Below are 21,031 nucleotides of genomic sequence, written 5' to 3' on the forward strand. Positions count from 1 at the left end.
TCAACCGGGTGAGCGCCACCGGCGAGCACGACCAGCCGCAGTCGCGTACGAAGAGGTGACCGGAGTGACCACCCCAGGCAAGACCCGCGTGGCGATCGTGTTCGGCGGCCGCAGCCCGGAGCACGGCATCTCCTGCGTCAGCGCCGGCAGCGTGTTCGGCGCGCTCGACCCGGACGAGTTCGAGGTGGTGCCCGTCGGCATCACCCGGGCCGGCCAGTGGGTCCTGACCAGCGGAGACCCCGCCCAGCTCGCGATCAACGCCCGCCAACTGCCGGAGATCACCGCCGACTCCGGCGACGACATCGTGCTGCGCGCCGACCCCACCGGCAACGGGCTGATGGTGCTCGACCCGACCGAGGGCCCCCGGGTGCTGGCCGACGTCGACGTGGTCTTCCCGGTGCTGCACGGCGCCTACGGCGAGGACGGCACCATCCAGGGCATGCTGGAGATGGCCGGCATCCCCTACGTCGGGGCGAACGTCTTCGCCTCCGCGGCCGCGATGGACAAGGAGTTCACCAAGAAGCTCTGCGCCGTCGAGGGCATCCCGGTCGGCACGTACGCCGTGCTGCGCAACGGGATGACGCTCACCGAGCAGGACAAGGAGCGGCTCGGTCTGCCGGTCTTCGTCAAGCCGTCCCGGGCCGGGTCGTCGTTCGGCATCACCCGGGTCACCGACTGGGCGCAGCTCGACGACGCGGTCGCCGCTGCCCGGCAGTTCGACCCGAAGATCATCATCGAGGCCGCGATCGTGGGCCGCGAGGTCGAGTGCGGCGTGCTGGAGGGCGAGGCCGGCGGCGCGCCCGAGGCGTCCGTCCTGGCCGAGGTGCGGGTCGTCACCGACCACGACTTCTACGACTTCGAGGCGAAGTACCTCGACGACTCCTGCGAGTACGACGTTCCGGCCAACCTGCCGGAGCGGGTGACCCGCCAGGTGCAGGAGTACGCGGTCCGCGCGTTCACCGCGCTGGACTGCGCCGGCCTGGCCCGCGCCGACTTCTTCGTCACACCCGAGCTGGACGTCTACCTCAACGAGATCAACACGATGCCCGGGTTCACCCCGACGTCGATGTTCCCGCGGATGTGGGCGGCCTCCGGCCTGGAGTATCCGAAGCTGGTCAACCGGCTGATCCGTACCGCCCAGCGGCGCGGCGTCGGGCTGCACTGAGTCGCCGACGACCCGGCTCGCGCAGGTCAGCCGGCGGGGTCAGCTCAGCGCTGGCAGCCGGATGGGATGGCGCCGCCGGAGGGCACGCTCGCCACGATCGTGCTGGAGATCGACGGCACCCACTGCAACGGCTGCTCGTACGCCCGCGGGACCCGCACCGTGACCGGCGTCTCCCGGTCGACGGTGGTGAGCACGGTCTCCGCGCCCTGCTCGGCCAGGTGCCAGCAGACCCGGTTGACGGTCCAGACCTCGTCGGTGGCGGGGAACGTCGGCTCGGTGCCGCCGCAGGCCACGGTGAGCGCGGGGTCGCCGTACGCGGCGTTCTGCTCCGGGCCGGCGGTGACCGGCCGCTGGGCCAGGTCGCGGATGGTCGTCGGCAACTGGGAGAGCAGGGCCCGGCAGACCACGGTCGGGCGGGCGGCCAGCGCCGGGGCGGCCATCTCCACCGGGGCGGTGGACTGCACCCGGGCGGTGGTCGCGGACGGGGACGGCGCGGCGGCCGGCGTCTCCGGGGCGAGCTTGGTGACGGCCAGCACGGCCACCAGCAGCGTGATCGGCACCGCGATCAACGTGGCCACCAGGGCGGCGCCACGATTGGTCCGGTCCCGGCCGACCGGCGCGGCGGCGGCCGGGTCGGCCGGCTCGCCGATACCGTCAGCCGGCTCACGTGTCCCGTCGGACGTGCCGCGCGGGCCGTCGTCGTCCACCGCAGCCGAGGAGTTCGTCATCTCGTCCACCTACAGCCGCACCACCGAACACGTGAGGGTGCGCGTGATGCCCGGCACCATCTGCACCTTGCTGACAATGAGTTTGCCGAGTTCGTCGACGGTGTTCGCCTCGGTGAGAACGACCACGTCGTACGGCCCGGTGACGGCGTCGACGCGCACCACACCGGCGAGGTCCGCGATGAGACCCGCCACGTCACGTGCGCGGCCGACCTCGGTCTGGATGAGGATGTACGCCTGTACCACGAGTAGACCTCCGTCCGTCGCCGCTCAGGAGCGGCCCGAACGGTGAAACTACCTTACGGACCAGGTCTGATCCCTATCGGTGGTCGAGGAGCAGCGGTGAGCGAGCACGGCGGAGCCGGGCAGCACGGACGGAACGCCGGCGGGGCCGCCAGCGTGTCCGGGATCGGGGAGTTCGGGCTGATCGGAAAGATCACCGCGCGACTGACGTACGGACCGGCGACCCTGCTCGGCCCCGGCGACGACGCGGCGGTGGTGGCCGCGCCGGACGGACGGGTGGCGGCCTCCACCGACGTGCTCGTCGACGGGCGGCACTTCCGGCGGGACTGGTCCTCCGCCCGTGACGTCGGGCACCGGGCGGCGGCGGCCAACCTGGCCGACATCGCGGCGATGGGCGCCGCACCGACCGCCCTGCTGGTTGCCCTCTGCATGCCCGCGGACCTGGACACCGGCTGGGCGGAGGAACTGGCCGACGGGCTCTCCGCCGAGGCGGCCACGGTCGGCGCGAGCGTCGTCGGCGGCGACATGTCGGCGAGCCCCACCCTGACCGTCGCGGTCACCGCGCTGGGCGACCTGCAGGGCCGCCCGCCCGTGCTGCGCTCGGGTGCCCGCCCGGGGGACGTGCTCGCCCTGGCCGGGCGAATCGGGTACGCGGCAGCCGGGCTGACCGTGCTCACCCGGGGCTTCCGCACTCCCCGGCTGCTGGTCGAGGCGTACCGGCGGCCCCAGGTTCCCTACCCGGCCGGACTGCTGGCCGCCCGGCTCGGCGCCACGTCGATGATCGACGTGTCGGACGGGCTGCTCGCCGACCTCGGGCACGTGTCGGCGGCCAGCGGGGTCGCGATCGACGTACGCCGCGCCGCGTTCGAGGTGCCCCGGCAGATGGCCGACGCGGCGCGGGCGCTCGGCGTCGACCCGTACACCTGGATCCTCGCCGGTGGCGACGACCACGCGCTGGTCGCGACCTTCCCCCCGGGGGTGGTGTTGCCGCCGGACTGGCGGCCGATCGGAGTCGTCACGGACGGTGCCGGGGTGACTGTCGACGGCGCGCCCCACGACGGCCCGGCCGGCTGGGACCACTTCCGGTGAGGCCCGACGCCGGTCGTATTCTGGACACCGTGAGTGAGATCGAGATCCGTGCCGTGCGGTTCGACGCACCTGTGGCACAGCAGTTGATCCATGCCGCTCTGGCCGATCTCGGTGTCCGCTACGGCGGCCCCGGTGACGAGACCCCGGTCGACGCGACCGAGTTCGAGCCGCCCGACGGCGCGTTCCTCGTCGCCTATCTGGCCGGCGAGCCGGTCGGCTGCGGTGGCTGGCGCAGCCACGGCGTGGACACCGCGGAGTTGAAGAGGATGTACACGGCCCCGGCGGCGCGGGGGCGGGGCGTGGCCCGCGCCGTGCTGGCGGCCATCGAACGCTCGGCCCGTGAGCAGGGCCGCAAGCGGGTGGTGCTGGAGTGCGGTGACAAGCAGCCCGAGGCGATCGCCATGTACGGCTCCGCCGGTTACGAGCGGATCCCGAACTTCGGCTTCTACAAGGACGCGGAGGGCTGCATCTCCTTCGGCCGCACGCTCTGAGCAGCGGACGGCGGTGTGGTGGGCGCACGACAGAGCCGGCGGACCTCAGGGTCCGCCGGCTGAGCCGTACGAGAAGTTTTGTGGTGCCGCCGCGTCAGGCGCGGGTGACCTTGCCGGCCTTGATGCACGAGGTGCAGACCTGCAGCTTCTTGGTGTTGCCGCCACCGGCCGGGGTGCGCACCGACTGGATGTTCGGGTTCCAGCGGCGGTTGGTCTTCTTCTTGGACCAGGGCACGTTGTGGCCGAAGCCCGGCCCCTTGCCACAGACGTCGCACACGCTAGCCACGGGATACTCCTGGGATTGAAACGTTCATGAGGTTGCCGGCAGAGGTGCTGCACGGGCAACCGCGTCAGCCTACCCGATGCCCCGCCGAGGTGACCAACCGCCCTGGCCCGGTGATCAGCCGACCCTCCGCACGTGGGCGGTGGTCGACCCGCCGGGTGGCGGCGGTGGTTCCGGCGGCCACTGTACCCGCAGGGCGGATCTCGTCCGGCCGGGCCAGGGGGCCGGCCGGCCAGGTGCGGGGCAACCGGACACGCCGGACGAGTCCGACGCGTGTCGGTGCGCGCCAGTAGGCTTCTGGCCGTGCTGGACACCCTCGACGCCGCCGCGGTGCGCCGTTGGTGCGCGGGTGGGCTGGCCGCGCTGAAGCGTCACCAGGGTGAGATCGACAGGCTCAACGTCTATCCGGTGCCCGACGGCGACACCGGCACCAACCTGGTGCTCACCCTCACCTCCGCCCAGCAGGCGCTCGCGATGGATCTGGACACCCTCCCCGACAGCGGCCCGACGGCCCACGGGCACGCGCTGCGGCTGATGGCCCAGGGCGCGCTGCTCGGGGCGCGGGGCAATTCCGGGGTGATCCTCTCGCAGATCCTGCGGGGGTTCGCCGACGAGCTCGCCGGGGCCCCGACGGTGCGTGGCCGGGGGTTGGCCGCCGCGCTGCGCTCGGGCGCCGCCGCCGCGTACACCGCTGTCGCCCGGCCGGTCGAGGGCACCCTGCTCACCGTGGTCGCGGCGTCCGCCGCCGCGGCCGACCGGGCGGACAGCGACGACCTGCCGGCGGTGGCCCGCGTCGCGGCCCGGGCTGCGGCCGAGGCGCTCGCCCGGACCCCGGAGCAGCTGCCGGCACTGGCCCGCGCGGGCGTCGTCGACGCGGGTGGGCGGGGGCTCTGCGTGCTGCTGGACGCCCTGGTCGAGGTGCTGACCGGGGAGAGCACCGCCGGCCCCGCACCGACGCCGCGCTCCGCCCGGCCGGCGGCCACCGTCGCGCGGGAGACCGGTTCCGACGAGTACGCGTACGAGGTGCAGTTCCTGCTCGACGCGGGGGCCGAGGCGGTGGCCGGGATGCGGCGGGCGCTTGGCGCACTGGGGGACTCGCTCGTCGTCGTCGGCGACGGGCGTGAGCCGGAGGGCACCTGGAACGTGCACGTGCACGTCAACGACGTGGGCGCGGCGGTCGAGGCGGGTGTCGCCGCCGGCCGCCCGTACCGGATCTCGGTGACCCGTTTCGCCGACCAACCGGAGCGGCCGCACGGCCCGGTGTCGGACGGCCGGGCCGCGGTGGTGGTGGCCACCGGCGGCGGCATCGCCGAACTCTTCGCCGCGGAGGGCGCGACAGTGGTGCCGGGCAACCCGTCCACGGGTGAGCTGCTGGACGCGATCCTCGGCACCGGCGCGGCCCGGGTGGTGATGCTGCCCAACGACCCCAACACGCAGGCGGTGGCGAGCGCGGCGGCCCGCGAGGCGCATCGACACGGCATCAAGGTGAGCGTGGTGCCGACCCGCTCGCCCGTGCAGGCGCTTGCCGCCCTCGCGGTCCGCGACGCCGAGCGCCGCTTCGAGGACGACGTGATCGCGATGGCCGAGGCCGCCGGGGCCTGCCGTTACGCCGAGGTCTGCCACGCCAGCCGGGAGGCGCTGACCGTCGCCGGCCCGTGCCGTCCCGGTGACGTGCTGGCGCTTGTCGAGGGTGAGGTGCACCTGATCGGCACCGACCTCACCGACACCTGCGCGGCGGTTGTCGACCGGATGCTCGGCGGCGGGGGCGAGATGGTCACCCTGCTGGCCGGGGCCGACGCTCCGGCCGGGCTCACCGATGCCGTCCGCGCGCACGTCGCGAGGCGCTGGCCGTTCGTCGAGGTGCACACGTACCCGGGCGGCCAACCGTTTTATCCGCTCCTGGTAGGGATCGAATGAGCGAACCAGCCACCGTGGACACTCCGCTGAAGAAGCTGGTCGGGGACAAGACAGCCAAGGCGCTGGCCGCGCACCTCGACCTGCACACCGCGGGTGACCTCGTCTACCACTTCCCGCGTCGCTACGACGAGCGGGGCGAGCACACCGACATCCGCTCGCTGGACGTCGGCGAGCAGGTCACCGTGCTGGCCCAGGTGCAGCGCACCGCCGTGCGCCCGATGCGGCAGCGACGGGGAAACCTGCTGGAGGTGACCGTCGGCGACGGCTCCGGCGGGCTGCTGACGTTGACCTTCTTCGGCAACCAGGCGTGGCGCGAGCGGGAGCTGCGCCCCGGCCGGTGGGGGCTGTTCGCCGGCAAGGTCACCGAGTTCCGGGGCAACCGGCAGCTCAACGGCCCCGAGTACGTCCTGCTCGGCGAGGGCGGTGACGGTGAGGCGGCGGCCAACGACGAGATCGAGGAGTTCGCCGGTGCGCTGATCCCCGTCTACCCGGCCGCCGCGGCCGTGCCGACCTGGGTGATCGCGCGTTGTGTGCGGGTCGTGCTGGACACGTTCACCCCACCGGACGATCCGCTGCCGGGTGCGGTGCGGGCCAGCCGCAAGCTGGTCGGGCTGGGCACCGCGTTGACCGAGATCCACCGGCCGACCAGCAAGGAAGCGCTGTACCGGGCGCGGCGGCGGCTCAAGTGGGACGAGGCGTTCGCCGTCCAGTTGACGCTGGTGCAGCGCAAGCACCGGGCAGCCGACTGGCCGGCCCGGCCCCGCCCGCCCCGCCCCGGTGGGCTGCTGGACGCCTTCGACGCCCGACTGCCGTACGAGCTGACGGCCGGTCAGCGCGACGTCGGCGTGGAGATCGCCGGGGATCTGGCCACCCCGCACCCGATGCACCGGTTGTTGCAGGGTGAGGTGGGCTCGGGCAAGACGGTGGTGGCGTTGCGGGCCATGCTCCAGGTGGTCGACGCGGGCGGGCAGGCCGCGCTGCTGGCACCCACCGAGGTGCTGGCCGCCCAGCACCACCGCGGCATGCTCGACCTGCTCGGGCCGCTCGGGCGGGCCGGTGAGCTGGGGTCCGCCGAGCACGCCACCCGGGTCGAGCTGGTCACCGGCTCACTGGGCGCGGCGGCGCGGCGGCGGGCGCTCGGCGAGGTGGCCAGTGGCGCCGCCGGCATCGTGCTCGGCACCCACGCCCTGCTCTACGAGGGCGTCGACTTCGCCGACCTCGGCCTGGTCGTCGTCGACGAGCAGCACCGCTTCGGCGTCGAGCAACGCGACGCGCTGCGGGCCAAAGCCGACCAGCCGCCGCACGTGCTGGTCATGACGGCCACCCCGATCCCGCGCACGGTGGCGATGACCGTCTACGGCGACCTGGAGGTCTCCACCCTCTCCCAACTGCCCCGGGGGCGTTCGCCGATCGCGTCGCACGTGGTGCCCGCCGCCGAGAAGCCGGCCTACCTGGACCGGGCCTGGCGTCGACTCCGCGAGGAGGTGGCCGCCGGCCACCAGGCGTACGTGGTGTGCCCGCGAATTGGTGACGGCCCGATGTCGGACGAGGAGCCGCCACCCGAGGACGACAACGGTCGCCGGCCGCCGCTGGCGGTGACCGAGGTGGCCCCGCTGCTGGCCGAGGGGCCGTTGCACGGGCTGCGGATCGGGGTGCTGCACGGTCGTCTGCCGGCCGACGAGAAGGACGCGGTGATGCGCTCCTTCGCCGCCGGCGACCTGGACGTGCTGGTGGCGACCACCGTGATCGAGGTCGGCGTGGACGTGCCGAACGCGACAGTGATGATCGTGCTGGACGCCGACCGGTTCGGTGTCTCCCAACTGCACCAGCTGCGCGGCCGGGTCGGCCGGGGCGCCGCCGCCGGGCTCTGCCTGCTGGTCAGCGAGGCCGCCGAGGGCTCGTCAGCACGGGAACGGCTGGACGCGGTGGCGTCCACGAGCGACGGCTTCAAGCTCGCCGAGTTGGATCTGGAGCAGCGCCGCGAGGGCGACGTGCTGGGTGCCACCCAGTCCGGGCACCGGTCCCACCTGCGGCTGCTGTCGCTGCGCCGCGACGCCGACCTGATCCGCGACGCCCGCGCCGAGGCGATCACCCTGATCGAGGACGATCCGGACCTGACCGGCAACCCGGCGCTGGCCGCCTCGGTCGCCGCACTTGTCGACGAGGAACGCGCCGAATACCTGGAGAAGGGCTGAGGCGTCCGGCGACGCTCTTCTGACGGAATACGCCGAGGGCGCGTCGACCAGATGGTCGACGCGCCCTCAGTTGTTGTCAGAGCGGGTTGTCTCAGGCGGTGAAGCGAACCTTACGACGACGCGCCATCACGAACAGACCAGCACCAGCGGCGAGCAGCACCACGGCGCCAGCGATGATCCCGCCGGTCGCGGCACCGGTCAGCGGCAGCGCCGGCTCGTCCTTGTCGCCGCCACCCTGGCCCGGGTTGCAATCGGCCGGCTTCTCCCAGGCGATCGGGCTGGTGTCGTCAAGACCCTCTGCCGTCGGCGTGACGATGAGACCCTCCGTCGCTTCGAAGGAGACCGAACCGGTCTTACCCGGCTCGACGATCAGGGTCTTCGCGGCACCCTTGTTCGGGGTCAGGGTGAGGGTGACGGTCTCGCCGTCCGCCGGGTTCTCGATCGTGAACTTGAGGGCGTCGCAGTTCGACTCGACGGTGCCCACCGGCGCGACCGGCGCCGGGGTCGTGGTCGGCGTCGGGCTTCCGGTGACCGGCTGGCTCGGCGTCGGCGACGCGGTCGGCGTCGGAGAGGCGGGCGCGGTCGGCGTCGGGGAGACGGGCGCGGTCGGCGTCGGGGAGACGGGCGCGGTCGGCGTCGGGCTGCTCGGCGAAGTGGTGGGCTGGGGGGCGCAGGTGCCGGTTCGGGTGGCTCGCGCCGTCCGGTGCTCGGTCACGATTGTGTTCGGACGCACCCATCGCGCCTCGACGGTCAGCTCGATCTTCGGAATCCGCCCGGTGAAGCGGTGGGTCTGAGTAGCGGTGAGAAGGTCCCCACCCTTCGCCGGGAGCGTGGCGCCGACCTTCAGGTCGCCACCGCTGAACTCGCTGGGGACCGTCGAAGTGACCGCGGTAATCGTGGCGAAAATGTTTTCGGTGTTGCCGACCTTCCAGTTCACCGTGACCCGACCGTCAGAGGCCAGGCAGTAGGTGCCGGAGGGCTCGGGGTGGTGGGCGCTGGCGGGGGACGCCATGACGCCGACACCGGTGAGGCCGATCAGCGCGCCTGCGGCGATGGCCGCGATGCGCCGCAACGGAGACTTGGGGAGGTTCAACGCCTGCTCCTGGTGAGGGGGGTACGGATCGCGTGCGGTGAGGTCGGGAGGCGGGGCGACCGGGTAGGTCGTCTGCTCACCGGGACGTCGCGACGCGGGGGTGTTCCCGCGCGAAGCGGGGACAGAGGGTGACTGTACTGACGAGTCATGAATGAGGGGAGTTCTCATCATTGCCGTGCGGCAATGTAGTTGATTCGTGATCTTTGATGAACGGATGGTGGTCGACTGATCACTGAGGACGGGGTGGTGTCGACGGCCGGCTGGCGGCTCCGCAGTGGACCGGGCGGCGGCGACAGAGGTCACGGGCGTTTCAGATGCGGCGGACGCCGTCAAGACCCAACGGAGATGTCGTTCGGCCGGCGATACGGCGGTGCTGGTCGTGGTCGACGCCGGCTCGCGTAGCGTCGCGGGCATGAGTAGGAGGAGACGGTGACCCGGATCGTGGCCGGGACGCTCGGTGGGCGGCGGATCGCCGCGCCCCCCGGCGCCGGCACCCGACCCACCTCCGACCGGGTCCGGGAGGCGCTGTTCAGTGCCGTCCAGGCCGAGGTCGACCTCGACGGCACCCGCTTCGCCGACCTGTACGCGGGCTCCGGTGCGGTCGGGCTGGAGGCGCTCTCCCGGGGCGCCCGGCACGTCCTGCTGGTGGAGTCCGATCCCCGGGCGGCCCGGGTGATCCGGGAGAACGTGGCGACCCTGGGCGTCGGCCAGGCCGTCCGCCTGGTCGCCGGGAAGGTCGCGACCGTGCTGGCCGCCGGCCCGGACGGCGGGCCGTACGACGTGGTCTTCGCCGACCCGCCGTACGCGGTGCCGGACGCGGAGATCACCTCGCTGCTGACGACGCTCGTCGATGGTGGCTGGCTGGTGCCCGACGCGCTGGTGGTGGTGGAGCGGTCCAGCCGTACCAGGCAGTTCGACTGGGTGGAGGGGATCACCCCGGAGCGTAGTCGCCGGTACGGCGAGACCACCCTTTGGTACGGTCGCCGATCATGAGACGTGCGGTGTGCCCCGGTTCGTTCGACCCGGTCACCAACGGACACCTCGACATCATCGGGCGGGCCAGTCGGCTCTTCGACGAGGTGGTGGTTGGCGTCCTGGTGAACCAGTCCAAGAGTGGCCTGTTCACCGTCGAGGAGCGGATCGACATGCTCCGCGAGGTGACCTCGTCGTACGGAAACGTGCGGGTCGAGTCGTTCCGCGGATTGCTTGTCGACTTCTGCCGGGCCCAGCAGGCCAGTGTGCTGATCAAGGGCCTGCGGGCGGTCAGCGACTTCGACTACGAGTTGCAGATGGCCCAGATGAACATCGGGCTGGCCGGCGTCGAGACGCTCTTCATGCCGACCAACCCGCTCTACTCGTTCCTCTCCTCAAGCCTGGTCAAGGACGTGGCGAAGTGGGGCGGCGACATCTCCGCCCACGTGCCCGACCCGGTCCGCGAAGCCCTCCAGGCCCGCCTGAGCCCTCGCCCCTAACCCCCCGGTCCCACCCACCCCGGCGATCTTGCAGTTTCGGTCGCCGGTTCGTGGTTTTTTGGCGGCAATTGTCGCGGCGGAAAGTGCAAGATCGCTGGCGCGGGGCTGGCGCGGGGCTGGCGCGGGGCTGGCGCGGGGCTGGCGCAGGGCTGGCGCGGGCGTGGCGCGGGGGCGGGGGTGACGATGTCGCGACGCGCCGGATTGGGGCGGATGGGGCTTGTGTGGGGCGGGCACGACATGATTGGTGACGCGGGGAACGGCCGTAGCCCGCATCATTGAGGTCGGCCGAGGAACGACAGGAGTGAGGTACCGGTGGACCCGCTCGATCGCATCGACGAACTGATCGCCATGGTGGAGCAGGCCCGCTCCGTCCCGATGTCGCGCAACAACTGCATGGTCGACCGGGGTGAGATGATCGCTGCCCTCGACGAGATGCGCGCCGATCTCCCCGCCGACCTGCGTCGCGCCGCCGCGCTCCTGGAGGAGCGCGACAAGATCATGGAAGCGGGCAAGCGCGAGGCGGACCGGATCATCAACGAGGGTGAGGCAGAACACGCCCGCCTGGTCTCGGTGAACGAGATCACCGTGTCGGCCGAGCACGAGGGCGCCCGGATCATCGCCGAGGCCCGGGCCGAGGCGCAGCGCCTGCGTGAGGAGGTCGACGACTACGTCGACACCGCCCTGGCCAACTTCGAGCAGTTCCTCACCAGGGCGCTGGCCTCGATAGAGCGGGGCCGGGACAAGATGCACGCACTGCGGGAGATCGGCACCTTCGGTGGGGATGAGGCGGAACGCCCGCTACCCTTCTGAGCGGCACCTCACCAGCCGACATTCTCGCCCGGGTGTCGCCCCCGGTTCGACGGTCCGGTGGTCGCCCAGGTAACCTTTTTTGTCGGCCTCTCACCGGCCGGAGTCTGACTATGCCCAAGCACTCGCCATCGACACTCAACCCCAGGTCGCCGCTGGTCCTCGACACGAGGGACCTGCCGCGCCGCCCTGGCGCGTTGCGTGAGGTCCAGCGGGTCGTGCCGGCACCGGCGGACCTCGGTGTGGAGTTGATCGGCGTGCCGGAGGGCGCGGACCTCGACCTCGATCTGAGGTTGCAGTCGGTGTCCGAGGGCGTGCTCGTCTCCGGGACCATCACCGGTCCCGTCCGGGGCGAGTGCGGCCGTTGCCTGCGCGAGATCAACGACTCGATGGGCGTGACGATCCAGGAGCTGTACGCGTACGAGGACAGCACCACGGACGCCACGACCGACGAGGACGAGGTGGGCCGGATGCAGGGCGATCTGATCGACCTGGAGCCGGCGCTGCGGGACGCGTTGGTGCTCACGCTGCCGACCAACCCGCTCTGCCGGGAGGACTGCCCAGGGTTGTGCCCCGAATGCGGGGCGCACTGGGACGATCTGCCGGCCGACCACAGTCACCAGCAGATCGACCCGCGTTGGGCGGGCCTGTCGCAACTGACCGTTACAGAGGAGTAAGAACCGTGGCCGTCCCGAAGCGCAAGATGTCGCGCAGCAACACCCGGTCCCGCCGGGCGAACTGGAAGGCGACGGTGGTCGCGACCATCGCGTGCCCGCAGTGCAAGTCCCCGAAGCTGCCGCACGCCGCCTGCTCCGTCTGCGGCACCTACAACGGCCGCCAGGTTCTCGAGGTCTGACCTGGACGCCGAGTGACGCCCCCGACCCCGGGTCGGGCGGCGCGCGCACCCTGGCATTCGCCCGGTGCCCCGGCTTCGTCCGACGCAGGCCGGCCCACTCCGGCCGGCGTTCCGATGGAGCCGGGCACCGCGCGGATCGCCGTTGACCTCCTCGGCGGGGACGACGCTCCCGCCGTCGTGGTTGACGGCGCTCTGCGGGCCATGCGCGCCGATCCTGACCTGCACCTGCTCCTCGTCGGCCCGGCCGAGGTCGCCGACGAGCTGATTGCTGCCCTCGATCCGCCGCAACGCGCGCGGATCACGGTGCGGCCGGTCCGCGATGTCGTCGGCATGGCCGACCATCCCAGTGCCGCCCGCGCGGAGAGCACGGTCCGGGCCGCGGTGACCGCCGTGCGCGACGGGACCGCCGACGCCCTGGTCTCCGCCGGTGCCACCGGCGCCACCGTCACCGCGGCCGTGCTCGGCCTCGGCCGCTGGCCGGAGATCCGCCAACCCGCACTCGCCGCCACCCTGCCCACCGTGGCCGGGCCGGTCGTCCTCCTCGACGTCGGCGGCTCGCTGGAGCCCCGCCCGGCCACCCTCGCCCGGCACGCCGTGCTCGGCGCCGCGTACGCCGCGGTGGCGCACTCGATCGCCGCGCCGCGGGTCGGGCTGCTCTCGGTCGGCACCGAGGCCGGCAAGGGCGACCGGGTCCGCCGGGCCACCGACCCGTTGCTCGCCGTCGAGCCACTGCCCGGTGGGGCGCGCTACGTCGGCCTGGTCGAGGGGTACGACGTGACCCTCGGTTCGCGCGTCGATGTGGTCGTCACCGACGGCTTCACCGGTAACGTGCTGCTCAAGGCCATCGAGGGCGCGTACGCGATGGCTGGTGGGCCACCCGCGGAGGGCGGCGCGCCCCGCGCGGCCGCCCTGCTGGGCGTCGCGGGGACGGTGGTCGTCTGCCATGGTTCCGCTCGTGCCGACGACGTCGCCTCGGGCATAGCTCTCGCCGCCCACCTGTGGCGGCGACGCGCCACCGATCTGGTCTCGGCGTTGCTCGACGGCAACGCCGCGATGGACCGCACCGACCGCTCCACCGACACCGAGGTACGCACATCATGAGCAACGACAAGCGGCGGCGGGCGTCCGCCGGTCATCTGGAAGCCGCGTTCGGCGTGAGCCTGGAGCCCGAACTGCTCCAGCGTGCGTTGACCCACCGCTCGTACGCGTACGAGAACGGGGGGCTGCCCACCAACGAACGGCTGGAGTTCCTCGGTGACTCGGTGCTCGGCGTGGTGATCACCACCGCGCTCTTCCACAACCATCCCGACCTGCCCGAGGGGCAGTTGGCCAAGCTGCGGGCCAGCGTGGTCAACATGCGGGCCCTCGCCGACGTGGCCCGTGGCCTGGGCCCGGACGGCCTCGGCGCGTACCTGCTGCTCGGTAAGGGCGAGGAGACCACCGGTGGCCGGGACAAGGCGAGCATCCTCGCCGACACGCTCGAAGCGCTGCTCGGCGCGATCTACCTCCAGTACGGGCTGGACACCACCGCGATCGTCATCCACCGGCTCTTCGACCCGTTGATGGCCGAGTCGGCCGGTCGGGGTGCCGCACTGGACTGGAAGACCAGCCTGCAGGAGCTGACGGCGGCGCTCGGGCTCGGCGTCCCGGAATATCGGATCGAGGGCACCGGCCCCGATCACCTCAAGACGTTCACGGCCTGGGTGGTGGTGGCCGGCAACCGGTACGGCGGCGCGGAGGGGCGCAGCAAGAAGGAGGCCGAGCAGCGGGCCGCCGAGGCCGCCTGGCGGACGCTCGCCGAGCAGAACGGCCAGGCCGGCGACGACGGGCGGGCCGGCGCCGACGGCGCAGCCAGCACGGACCGGCAGGTCAACGCCGACGGGCAGGCCGACGACGACGGCCGGGGGCAGTTGATCGACCCGGACGGTTCGACCGACCGGGACGAGCCGTTCGGGCCGCTGGAGCGCGCCGGGCGGGCGGCCCAGGCCGAGCAGGCCGACCACCTCGCGCAGGCACTGCCGGCCGGGGGTGCCGACGGCCACGAGACGGGGCTACGACGTGCCTGAGCTGCCCGAGGTGGAGACCGTCCGGCAGGGGTTGGCCCAATGGGTCATCGGCCGTCGGATCGCCTCCGTCGAGGTCCGCCACCCGCGCGCCGTACGCCGGCATGTCCCTGGTGGCGTGCACTTCGCCGACGTACTCGCCGGACGGACCGTGCTGGACGCACGCCGTCGCGGCAAGTACCTGTGGCTGCCGCTGGACAGCGGCGACGCGATCATCGGGCACCTCGGGATGTCCGGTCAGCTACTGCTCCAACCGTCCGGCACCGCGGACGAGGCCCACCTGCGGGTCCGGTTCCGGTTCTCCGACGACGGCCCGGAGCTGCGCTTCGTCGACCAGCGCACGTTCGGCGGGCTCGCGGTGAGCGAGGGCGGCGCCGAGCTGCCCGACGAGATCGCGCACATCGCCCGCGACCCGATGGACCCGGAGTTCTCCGACGCGCAGTTCGTCGCCGCGCTGCGCCGCCGGCACACCGAGGTGAAGCGGGCCCTGCTCGACCAGACCCTGATCTCCGGGGTGGGCAACATCTACGCCGACGAGGCGCTGTGGCGCGCCGGGCTGCACGGCGGCCGACCCACCGACGCGCTTACCGGCCCGGCCGCGCAGCGCCTGCTCGGCCACGTCCGCGACGTGCTCGCCGAGGCGATCAGGCAGGGCGGCACCAGCTTCGACGCCCTCTACGTCAACGTCAACGGCGAGAGCGGCTACTTCGACCGGGCACTGAACGCCTACGGGCGCGAGGGTGAGCCCTGCCGGCGGTGTGGAACGCCGATCCGCCGCGAGGCGTTCATGAACCGGTCCTCGTACAGTTGCCCGCGCTGTCAGCCACGGCCCCGGGGTTCCCTTCGGGGATGACCCGGAGTCGAGTCCGGGTCGGCACCGGCGGGTCGCGGCCGGACGCTCCGGGCTACACCCCGGCGTACGCCCGAATCGGGGGTTGCTGCCCGTCCGGCGGGCCCGGCGCCCCCGGTGTACCGGTTCCGGGGCGAACCGGGGCCGTTCCCCGATGTGACCGCCTCGTCACGCACCTAACGTCAGCACAGTTGACAGGGGGTTGACGTGACAGGGGGACCCGAGATGGGGAGAAGACCGGTGACGGTGCGGCTGGCGCGGTGGAGCGCCGAGCACCCGTGGCGGGCGATCGCACTGTGGGTCGTGTTCGTGGCGGTGTGCTTCGTCGGCGGCAGCGCCGCCGGGCTCAACGAGGCCACAAGCGCCGACCAGGCGATCGGCGAGGCGGGGCGGGCCAGCCTGATCGTGGACGTCGGTGACTTCGACGATCCGGCAGTGGACAACGTGCTCATCACCTCGCGGGGCGGCGCGCTGGACCAGGCGGCGGCGAAGGCGGCGGCCAACGACGCGGCGGCCCGGCTACGCACGGTCACCGGGGTTGCCGAGGTGGGGCAGCCGGTCACCGCCCGGGACGGCTCGGCGCTGCTGCTGCCGATCACCATGTCCGGCGACCCGGAGACCGCCTCGGATCGGGTGCAGCCGCTGCGCGACGCCACCGCCGCCGTGCAGAGCGCGCACCCGCAGCTGCGTGTCGAGCAGGTCGGCGGGCCGTCGATCGGCCAGGCGCTCGACGACACCCTGGGCAAGGACTTCAAGCGTGCCGAGCTGCTCAGCCTGCCGGTCACCCTGGCCATCCTGATCATCGCGTTCGGCGCGTTGATCGCGGCCAGCGTCCCGGTGCTGCTGGCACTCTCCTCGGTCGCCGCTGCCATGGGCCTGTCCACGCTCGCCTCGCACCTGGTGCCGGCCACCGACACCACGTCACCGGTGATCCTGCTGATCGGCATGGCGGTGGGGGTCGACTACTCGCTGTTCTACATCCGCCGCGAGCGGGAGGAGCGGGCCAAGGGCCGCTCCGGCCTGGACGCGGTGGAGATCGCCGCGGAGACCTCCGGGCACGCCGTGGTGGTCTCCGGTTTCGCCGTGATCATCGCGATGGCCGGGCTGTTGCTCGCCGGTGACGTGGTCTTCTCGTCCCTGGCGATCGGCTCGATCCTGGTGGTCGCCGTCGCCGTGACCGGTTCGCTGACCGTACTGCCCGCCCTGCTGGCCCGGCTCGGCCGCTGGGTCGACCGGCCCCGGGTGCCGCTGCTCTGGCGGCTGACCGCCCCGCGCACCGGCCGGCACGGCGAGCCCCGTCGGCCCCGGCTCTGGCCGGCGGTGCTCCGGCCGGCGCTGCGCGCGCCGGTGGTGACGCTCGTCATCTCGGTCGGCCTGCTGCTCGCGTTGGCCGCGCCGGCGCTCGGCATGAAGCTGAAGTTCCCCGGCATGGAGGACCTGCCGCGCACCACCCCGGCCATGCAGGCGTACGACCGGCTCACCGCCGCGTTCCCCAGCACCGGCACCAACCACGTGGTCGCCGTCAAGGCACCTGCCGAGCAGGCCGACCGGGTCCGCGCCGCCCTCACCGACCTCGCCGGCAAGACCTCCGGCGATACGCTGTTCGCCCCGGCCGAGGCGGACGGTCCCAAGATCGAGGTGTCGGCCGACCGGCGGGTGTCGGTGCTCGACGTCGCCACCCCGTACGCCAGCCGCGACGACCGCTCGGTGCAGTCGCTGGAGAAGCTGCGCGAGGACCTGGTCCCGGCCGAGCTGCGGGGCATCCCCGGCATCGAGTACGCGGTCGGCGGCAGCGTGGCCGACAGCGAGGACTACGCCCAGCACGTCCGGGACAAGTTGCCGCTGGTGATGGGCTTCGTACTGGTCCTCACCTTCCTGGTCATGGTGCTGACCTTCCGGTCGGTGGTGGTCGCGGCCAGCTCGATCGTGTTGAACCTGCTCTCCGCCGGTGCCGCGTACGGGCTGCTGGTGCTCATCTTCCAGGGCGAGTGGGCCGAAGGGCTGCTCGGCTTCACCTCGATGGGCGCGATCGTGTCCTGGCTGCCGCTGTTCCTCTTCGTGGTGCTCTTCGGCCTCTCCATGGACTACCACGTGTTCGTGGTCAGTCGGATCCGTGAGGCAGTGCGGGCCGGCATGCCCAACCGGGACGCCGTGTCGTACGGGATCACCTCGTCGGCCGGGGTGGTGACCAGCGCCGCGATCGTGATGGTCGGCGTGTTCTCGATCTTCGCCACGTTGAGCACCATCGACATGAAGCAGCTCGGCATCGGCCTGGCGGCGGCGATCCTGTTGGACGCCACGATCATCCGGGGAGTGGTGCTGCCAGCGTTGATGACCATGCTCGGCGACGCCAACTGGTGGGCCCCGCGTTTCCTGCGCCCGCGCACCGCGCCCGCACCGGCCGACCCGACGGCGGCCACCCCGGAACTGGTACCGGTCCCCTAACCACCCCACCGCCCTTCGCCCCGGCCCGCCTGCTCGCCCCGCTCGGCCTGCTCGGCCTGCTCGGCCCGCCCTCGCCGCTTGATCAACTCGGTTTCATGAATGTCGCGGTATCCCGGGCCGTTCGATACCGCAACATCATGAAAGTCGAGTCGATCAAGCGGCGAGGGCGGGTGGGGCGGCGGTCCGGGTGCGACGGGCCGAGTGCGGCCGTCCGGGTGCGACGACGGGCCGGGTGCGGCGGGCTGTGTGCGGCGGTCCGGGTACGACGACGGGCCGAGTGCGGCGGTCCGGGCGCGGCGGTCCGGGCGCGGCGGGGCGAGGGTCGGGCCCAGGACCGCGGGGCGGGGGGCCCAGGCCGCGACCGTGGCCCGGCCACGGCTCGGGCCACAGCCCGCTCAGGGCAGGGGGCAGGCTTCTCGCCACGCGTCCAGGTCGCGGTCCTTGCGGATCGACGCGAAGCCGTAGCCGACGGTGGTGACACAGAAGTCGTCGGTCGAGGCGGCGTACTCCACATGGAAGACCGGCTTGCCCGCGTCGGCGAACGGCAGCAGTTTGGCGCACTGGCCCAGCCGGACGCACTCCTCGTTGACCGCGAAGTCGAAGTCCGGGGCCAGCGCGGCGAGCTGTGGCACGTCGTTGACCAGCCCGGGGGAGAGGCTCAGCGAGCGGGCCAGCTCGGCGAGTCGGCGGTTGAACAGCAGTTGGTCGTCGAAGTCGAGCGGAAAGCCGGTGCGGGACGCATACCCGTCGGCGTCGGCGAGCGCCACCGCCCCGAACCCCTTGCCCCGACACAGCCGGAACCGGTCGGCCAGCACCGGCTTGAGCGCGTCCCAGCTTCGGACGTCCAGCCAACGGCTGTCGGGTTGGCGGGCGGGCGCGCCCCGCACGACGTCCGGGAACCGGCTGGCGTCCGGGTCGGTGGGGCGGACCGTGCCGACCCGCACCTGGCAGATCAGCCGGCGGTCCCGATGGCGCAGCCCGGCGGTCTGCGCGGCGGTGGTGTCCACCGGATCGAGCAGGAAGACGTCCGCTTCCACCGCGGGGTCGAGCGGGCCGCTGAGCTGCCACTGCCACTGCCACTGGTGGGCCTGCTCGGCCGGCCACCGGGTGGGCGCGCCGGGTGGGGTCAGCTCGGTTCGGCATCCGTACGCCGGCACCACCAGGACCAGTGCCACGCCGGCCGACAGCACGCGGCGCAGTGGGCGAACGGCGACGCGTCGCCGCGGCCGGATCCGCATCGGCAGCTCCCGGGTCCCGGACGGCCCCGTCGCCGCCCTTCCCGGTACGCCGCCCCACGCCCTGGCGCGGCGTACCTCACCGGGTCAAACGAGCGCGGGGGCGCGAACGACGCGCGGTCAGCGCGGCGCCGCGAAGACCTGCGTCCAGTACGGCCCGTTGCTGCTCGCGATGCCGACGCCGATCTCGGTGAACGCGCAGTTCAGGATGTTGGCCCGGTGACCGGAGCTGTTCATCCAGGCGTCCATCACGGCGGCCGGGGTCTGCTGGTTCCAGGCCACGTTCTCGCCGTACGTGCGCCAGGCGTAGCCGACCCGGTCCAGCCGGGTGCCGGCGTTGCTGCCGTCGCTGCCGGTGTGCGACATGTTCTTGTGGTCGGCCTGGTCCTGGCTGTGCTTCTGGGCGGCGGTCATCAGCTTGTCGTCGATGCTGAGTGCCCCGCAGCCGGCCTTGGCCCGTTCGGCGTTGACCAGGTCCACCACCTCGCGGGCCTGGGCGCTGACCGTGCCGTTCGAACCGCTGGATCCGTTGGAGCCGTTGCTCGTGTTCGGCGCGCTGGTGCGCGGCGCACCGCGCCGCGACGCGGCGGTGGTACGCGACGACTCCGGGGTGGGCTTGACGGTCTTGCTCGGTGACGGGCTCGGCCGGGTCGGGCTGGGCGTGCTGCTCGGGGAGGGCGCGGCGAGGGTGTCGAGGGTCGCCTGCTCGGTCGGCGCCGCCGACGCGGCGAACGTGTCGTCGACGGCGGTCGGCCGGCTGGCTCCGTCCTCACCGCCGGGCAGTCCGAGCGCACCGACGCCGACACTCACCACGAGGGTGGCCGCCGCGGCCGCGCCGCCGATCATCAGTGGCCGTCGCCAGCGGCGGGGGGAGCGGTGTCGCCCCTCGCCGGGCCGACCGACGCCGTCGGGCCGGTCATCGCTCGTCTCCGGGTCGGCGTCGGGCCGCCAGCCACCGGTGGTCTCGGGGTCGGCGTCGGTGTGCCAGCCACCGGCGCCCGCCCCGGCGGGGCCGCTGGCCTGCCAGTTACCGGTGGCGGGCGAGGCAGGGTTGCTGGCCTGCCAGTTACCGGTGGCGGGCGAGGCAGGGTTGCTGGCCTGCCAGTTACCGGTGGCGGGCGAGGCAGGGCTGCTGGCCGGCCAGCTATCGGTGGCCGGCGAGGCGGGGCTGCCGTCGTGCCAGCCCTCGGTCGGCTCGTGCTCCGGGCGCTGGGCCGGCCAGGCGGCGGTGTGGCCGTCGGCCGGTGCCGTGGGGGTCTGCGGGCCCGTCTGCCAGCCGGTGGGCGGCTGCTCCCGGTCCCACTCGGTGTCGGACTGGTCGGGGTCGTCACCGAACAGGTAGGCCGAGCGGGGCTCCGGGCGGTCGTGCAGCCAGGTCGGCTCGTCGGTCGGCCGCTCGGCGCGCCGGGGGGCGCCGTTCGGGTCCATCGGGTCGGTCCAGCCGTACACGCCTATGCCTCCACGGGTCGGTTGCGGGCCGGGGTGACGCTACGGCGCGCCCTCGACCTGCGGCAACGTGGCTAAGGAAGAGTTAAGGGGAACTCGGACGCCAGGGTGCGGAATTCCGTGGATCCGGGCGTACAGTAAAGGGGTCCGGACAGAGAGTGTCCGTGCCATTGCGGCAGCCCCCCGACAAGTGGACAGGTCGACGTAGAGATGATCTACGGCCTGCGAGAACTTGACGAAGGAGGGGTTTGCGGCTCAATATATAGGTGTCGCCAGTCGCGCCCGGTCATGCCCAGATACAGCCTGGAATGACAGCCGCGTGCAAAATGGGCGCGCGTTGGCCGGCCTTTCCGGCAGCGCATATCAAGGAGTCAGCATGGCGAAGGCCCTCTACGGCCACGTAGGTGCAGCGCCCGACCGGCGTCTGCTCGACGAGGTCACCCGGTTGCGTTCCAGGGTTCAGGCACTGGAGTTCGAGATCACGCGTCTGCGTGCCGACAATGATCGGCTCGCGGCGGCTGCGGCGGAGGCGGACGATCTGCTCCGTCTGGCCGAGCCGGCGCTGACCTGATCTTCGTGTCGAAAAACTGAATCGCACTCTCGCAAAATGCGCGCCGACACCTGTGTGCCGGCGCGCAACACTGTCCGGCCCCTTT

The 21,031-nt window shown here is 72.6% G+C and carries 20 protein-coding genes and 1 pseudogene; 15 read left to right on the forward strand and 6 right to left on the reverse strand.

Going from position 1 to position 21,031, the window contains the following annotated elements:
• The first annotated feature begins 64 nt into the window (after positions 1–64).
• Positions 65–1,165, forward strand: a complete 1,101-nt coding sequence (locus ACGFIW_RS00840; protein WP_393310236.1) for a D-alanine--D-alanine ligase family protein — start codon at positions 65–67, stop codon at positions 1,163–1,165.
• 44 nt (positions 1,166–1,209) lie between these two features.
• Here the strand turns inward: ACGFIW_RS00840 and ACGFIW_RS00845 are convergent, their stop codons facing one another.
• A complete protein-coding gene (locus ACGFIW_RS00845; protein WP_393310238.1) occupies positions 1,210–1,902 on the reverse strand; it encodes a DUF3515 family protein in 693 nt (230 codons plus the stop codon).
• A complete protein-coding gene (locus tag ACGFIW_RS00850; protein WP_013284547.1) occupies positions 1,903–2,136 on the reverse strand; it encodes an Lrp/AsnC ligand binding domain-containing protein in 234 nt (77 codons plus the stop codon). It lies immediately after the preceding gene.
• A 153-nt stretch (positions 2,137–2,289) separates the two neighbouring features.
• Here ACGFIW_RS00850 and ACGFIW_RS00855 point away from each other — a divergent pair, with 153 nt between their 5' ends.
• On the forward strand, positions 2,290–3,222 hold the full coding sequence (locus tag ACGFIW_RS00855) for a thiamine-phosphate kinase (RefSeq protein ID WP_393311208.1): 933 nt from the start codon (positions 2,290–2,292) through the stop codon (positions 3,220–3,222).
• Between the two features lie 29 nt (positions 3,223–3,251).
• On the forward strand, positions 3,252–3,713 hold the full coding sequence (locus ACGFIW_RS00860) for a GNAT family N-acetyltransferase (protein WP_393310240.1): 462 nt from the start codon (positions 3,252–3,254) through the stop codon (positions 3,711–3,713).
• A gap of 94 nt (positions 3,714–3,807) precedes the next feature.
• Here ACGFIW_RS00860 and rpmB read toward each other — a convergent pair whose 3' ends face one another.
• Positions 3,808–3,999: a 50S ribosomal protein L28 gene (rpmB, locus tag ACGFIW_RS00865; RefSeq protein ID WP_091671657.1), complete on the reverse strand. Its 192-nt coding sequence runs from the start codon at positions 3,997–3,999 to the stop codon at positions 3,808–3,810.
• Positions 4,000–4,299: 300 nt separating this feature from the next.
• On the opposite strand from rpmB, the gene ACGFIW_RS00870 reads away from it, so the two are divergent.
• Both ACGFIW_RS00870 and recG read left to right on the forward strand, forming a co-directional pair.
• Positions 4,300–5,913, forward strand: coding sequence for a DAK2 domain-containing protein (locus tag ACGFIW_RS00870; protein ID WP_393310242.1), 1,614 nt, complete (start codon positions 4,300–4,302; stop codon positions 5,911–5,913).
• A complete protein-coding gene (recG, locus tag ACGFIW_RS00875) occupies positions 5,910–8,108 on the forward strand; it encodes an ATP-dependent DNA helicase RecG (RefSeq protein WP_393310244.1) in 2,199 nt (732 codons plus the stop codon). The genes ACGFIW_RS00870 and recG overlap by 4 nt, the downstream gene beginning before the upstream one ends.
• A gap of 91 nt (positions 8,109–8,199) precedes the next feature.
• Here recG and ACGFIW_RS00880 read toward each other — a convergent pair whose 3' ends face one another.
• Entirely contained in the window at positions 8,200–9,504 is a 1,305-nt protein-coding gene (locus ACGFIW_RS00880; protein WP_393310246.1) for an LPXTG cell wall anchor domain-containing protein, read from the reverse strand.
• A 126-nt stretch (positions 9,505–9,630) separates the two neighbouring features.
• Between ACGFIW_RS00880 and rsmD the strand changes: the two genes are divergently transcribed.
• From rsmD to ACGFIW_RS00925, 9 genes and pseudogenes are all read left to right on the forward strand, one after another.
• A complete protein-coding gene (gene rsmD / locus ACGFIW_RS00885; protein ID WP_393310248.1) occupies positions 9,631–10,194 on the forward strand; it encodes a 16S rRNA (guanine(966)-N(2))-methyltransferase RsmD in 564 nt (187 codons plus the stop codon).
• Entirely contained in the window at positions 10,191–10,673 is a 483-nt protein-coding gene (gene coaD / locus ACGFIW_RS00890; RefSeq protein ID WP_393310250.1) for a pantetheine-phosphate adenylyltransferase, read from the forward strand. The genes rsmD and coaD overlap by 4 nt, the downstream gene beginning before the upstream one ends.
• Positions 10,674–10,985: 312 nt before the next feature.
• Positions 10,986–11,483, forward strand: a complete 498-nt coding sequence (locus ACGFIW_RS00895) for a hypothetical protein (protein ID WP_393310252.1) — start codon at positions 10,986–10,988, stop codon at positions 11,481–11,483.
• A gap of 110 nt (positions 11,484–11,593) precedes the next feature.
• A complete protein-coding gene (locus ACGFIW_RS00900) occupies positions 11,594–12,157 on the forward strand; it encodes a DUF177 domain-containing protein (RefSeq protein ID WP_110562455.1) in 564 nt (187 codons plus the stop codon).
• A gap of 5 nt (positions 12,158–12,162) precedes the next feature.
• Entirely contained in the window at positions 12,163–12,336 is a 174-nt protein-coding gene (gene rpmF, locus ACGFIW_RS00905) for a 50S ribosomal protein L32 (protein ID WP_252416735.1), read from the forward strand.
• 114 nt (positions 12,337–12,450) lie between these two features.
• Positions 12,451–13,437 (forward strand): phosphate acyltransferase, encoded by a 987-nt coding sequence (locus ACGFIW_RS00910; RefSeq protein ID WP_393310254.1) that lies wholly within the window; start codon positions 12,451–12,453, stop codon positions 13,435–13,437.
• Positions 13,434–14,189: pseudogene (gene rnc / locus ACGFIW_RS00915) on the forward strand (ribonuclease III); the annotation flags it as partial. The gene ACGFIW_RS00910 and the pseudogene rnc, both read left to right, overlap by 4 nt.
• Positions 14,190–14,394: 205 nt before the next feature.
• Positions 14,395–15,252 carry a bifunctional DNA-formamidopyrimidine glycosylase/DNA-(apurinic or apyrimidinic site) lyase gene (gene mutM, locus ACGFIW_RS00920; RefSeq protein WP_393310256.1) on the forward strand — a complete coding sequence of 286 codons (858 nt, stop codon included), beginning with the start codon at positions 14,395–14,397 and terminating at the stop codon, positions 15,250–15,252.
• A gap of 222 nt (positions 15,253–15,474) precedes the next feature.
• Positions 15,475–17,694: an MMPL family transporter gene (locus ACGFIW_RS00925; protein ID WP_393310258.1), complete on the forward strand. Its 2,220-nt coding sequence runs from the start codon at positions 15,475–15,477 to the stop codon at positions 17,692–17,694.
• Positions 17,695–18,089: 395 nt separating this feature from the next.
• Here ACGFIW_RS00925 and ACGFIW_RS00930 read toward each other — a convergent pair whose 3' ends face one another.
• Positions 18,090–18,932, reverse strand: a complete 843-nt coding sequence (locus ACGFIW_RS00930) for an endo alpha-1,4 polygalactosaminidase (protein WP_393310260.1) — start codon at positions 18,930–18,932, stop codon at positions 18,090–18,092.
• A 117-nt stretch (positions 18,933–19,049) separates the two neighbouring features.
• On the reverse strand, positions 19,050–20,378 hold the full coding sequence (locus ACGFIW_RS00935) for a CAP domain-containing protein (RefSeq protein WP_393310262.1): 1,329 nt from the start codon (positions 20,376–20,378) through the stop codon (positions 19,050–19,052).
• A 373-nt stretch (positions 20,379–20,751) separates the two neighbouring features.
• On the opposite strand from ACGFIW_RS00935, the gene ACGFIW_RS00940 reads away from it, so the two are divergent.
• Complete coding sequence (locus tag ACGFIW_RS00940; protein ID WP_030487463.1) at positions 20,752–20,946, forward strand: hypothetical protein; 195 nt, start codon at positions 20,752–20,754, stop codon at positions 20,944–20,946.
• Positions 20,947–21,031: the final 85 nt, after the last annotated feature.

It is taken from the genome of Micromonospora sp. NPDC048935 (assembly GCF_043197875.1).
Classification (GTDB): domain Bacteria; phylum Actinomycetota; class Actinomycetes; order Mycobacteriales; family Micromonosporaceae; genus Micromonospora.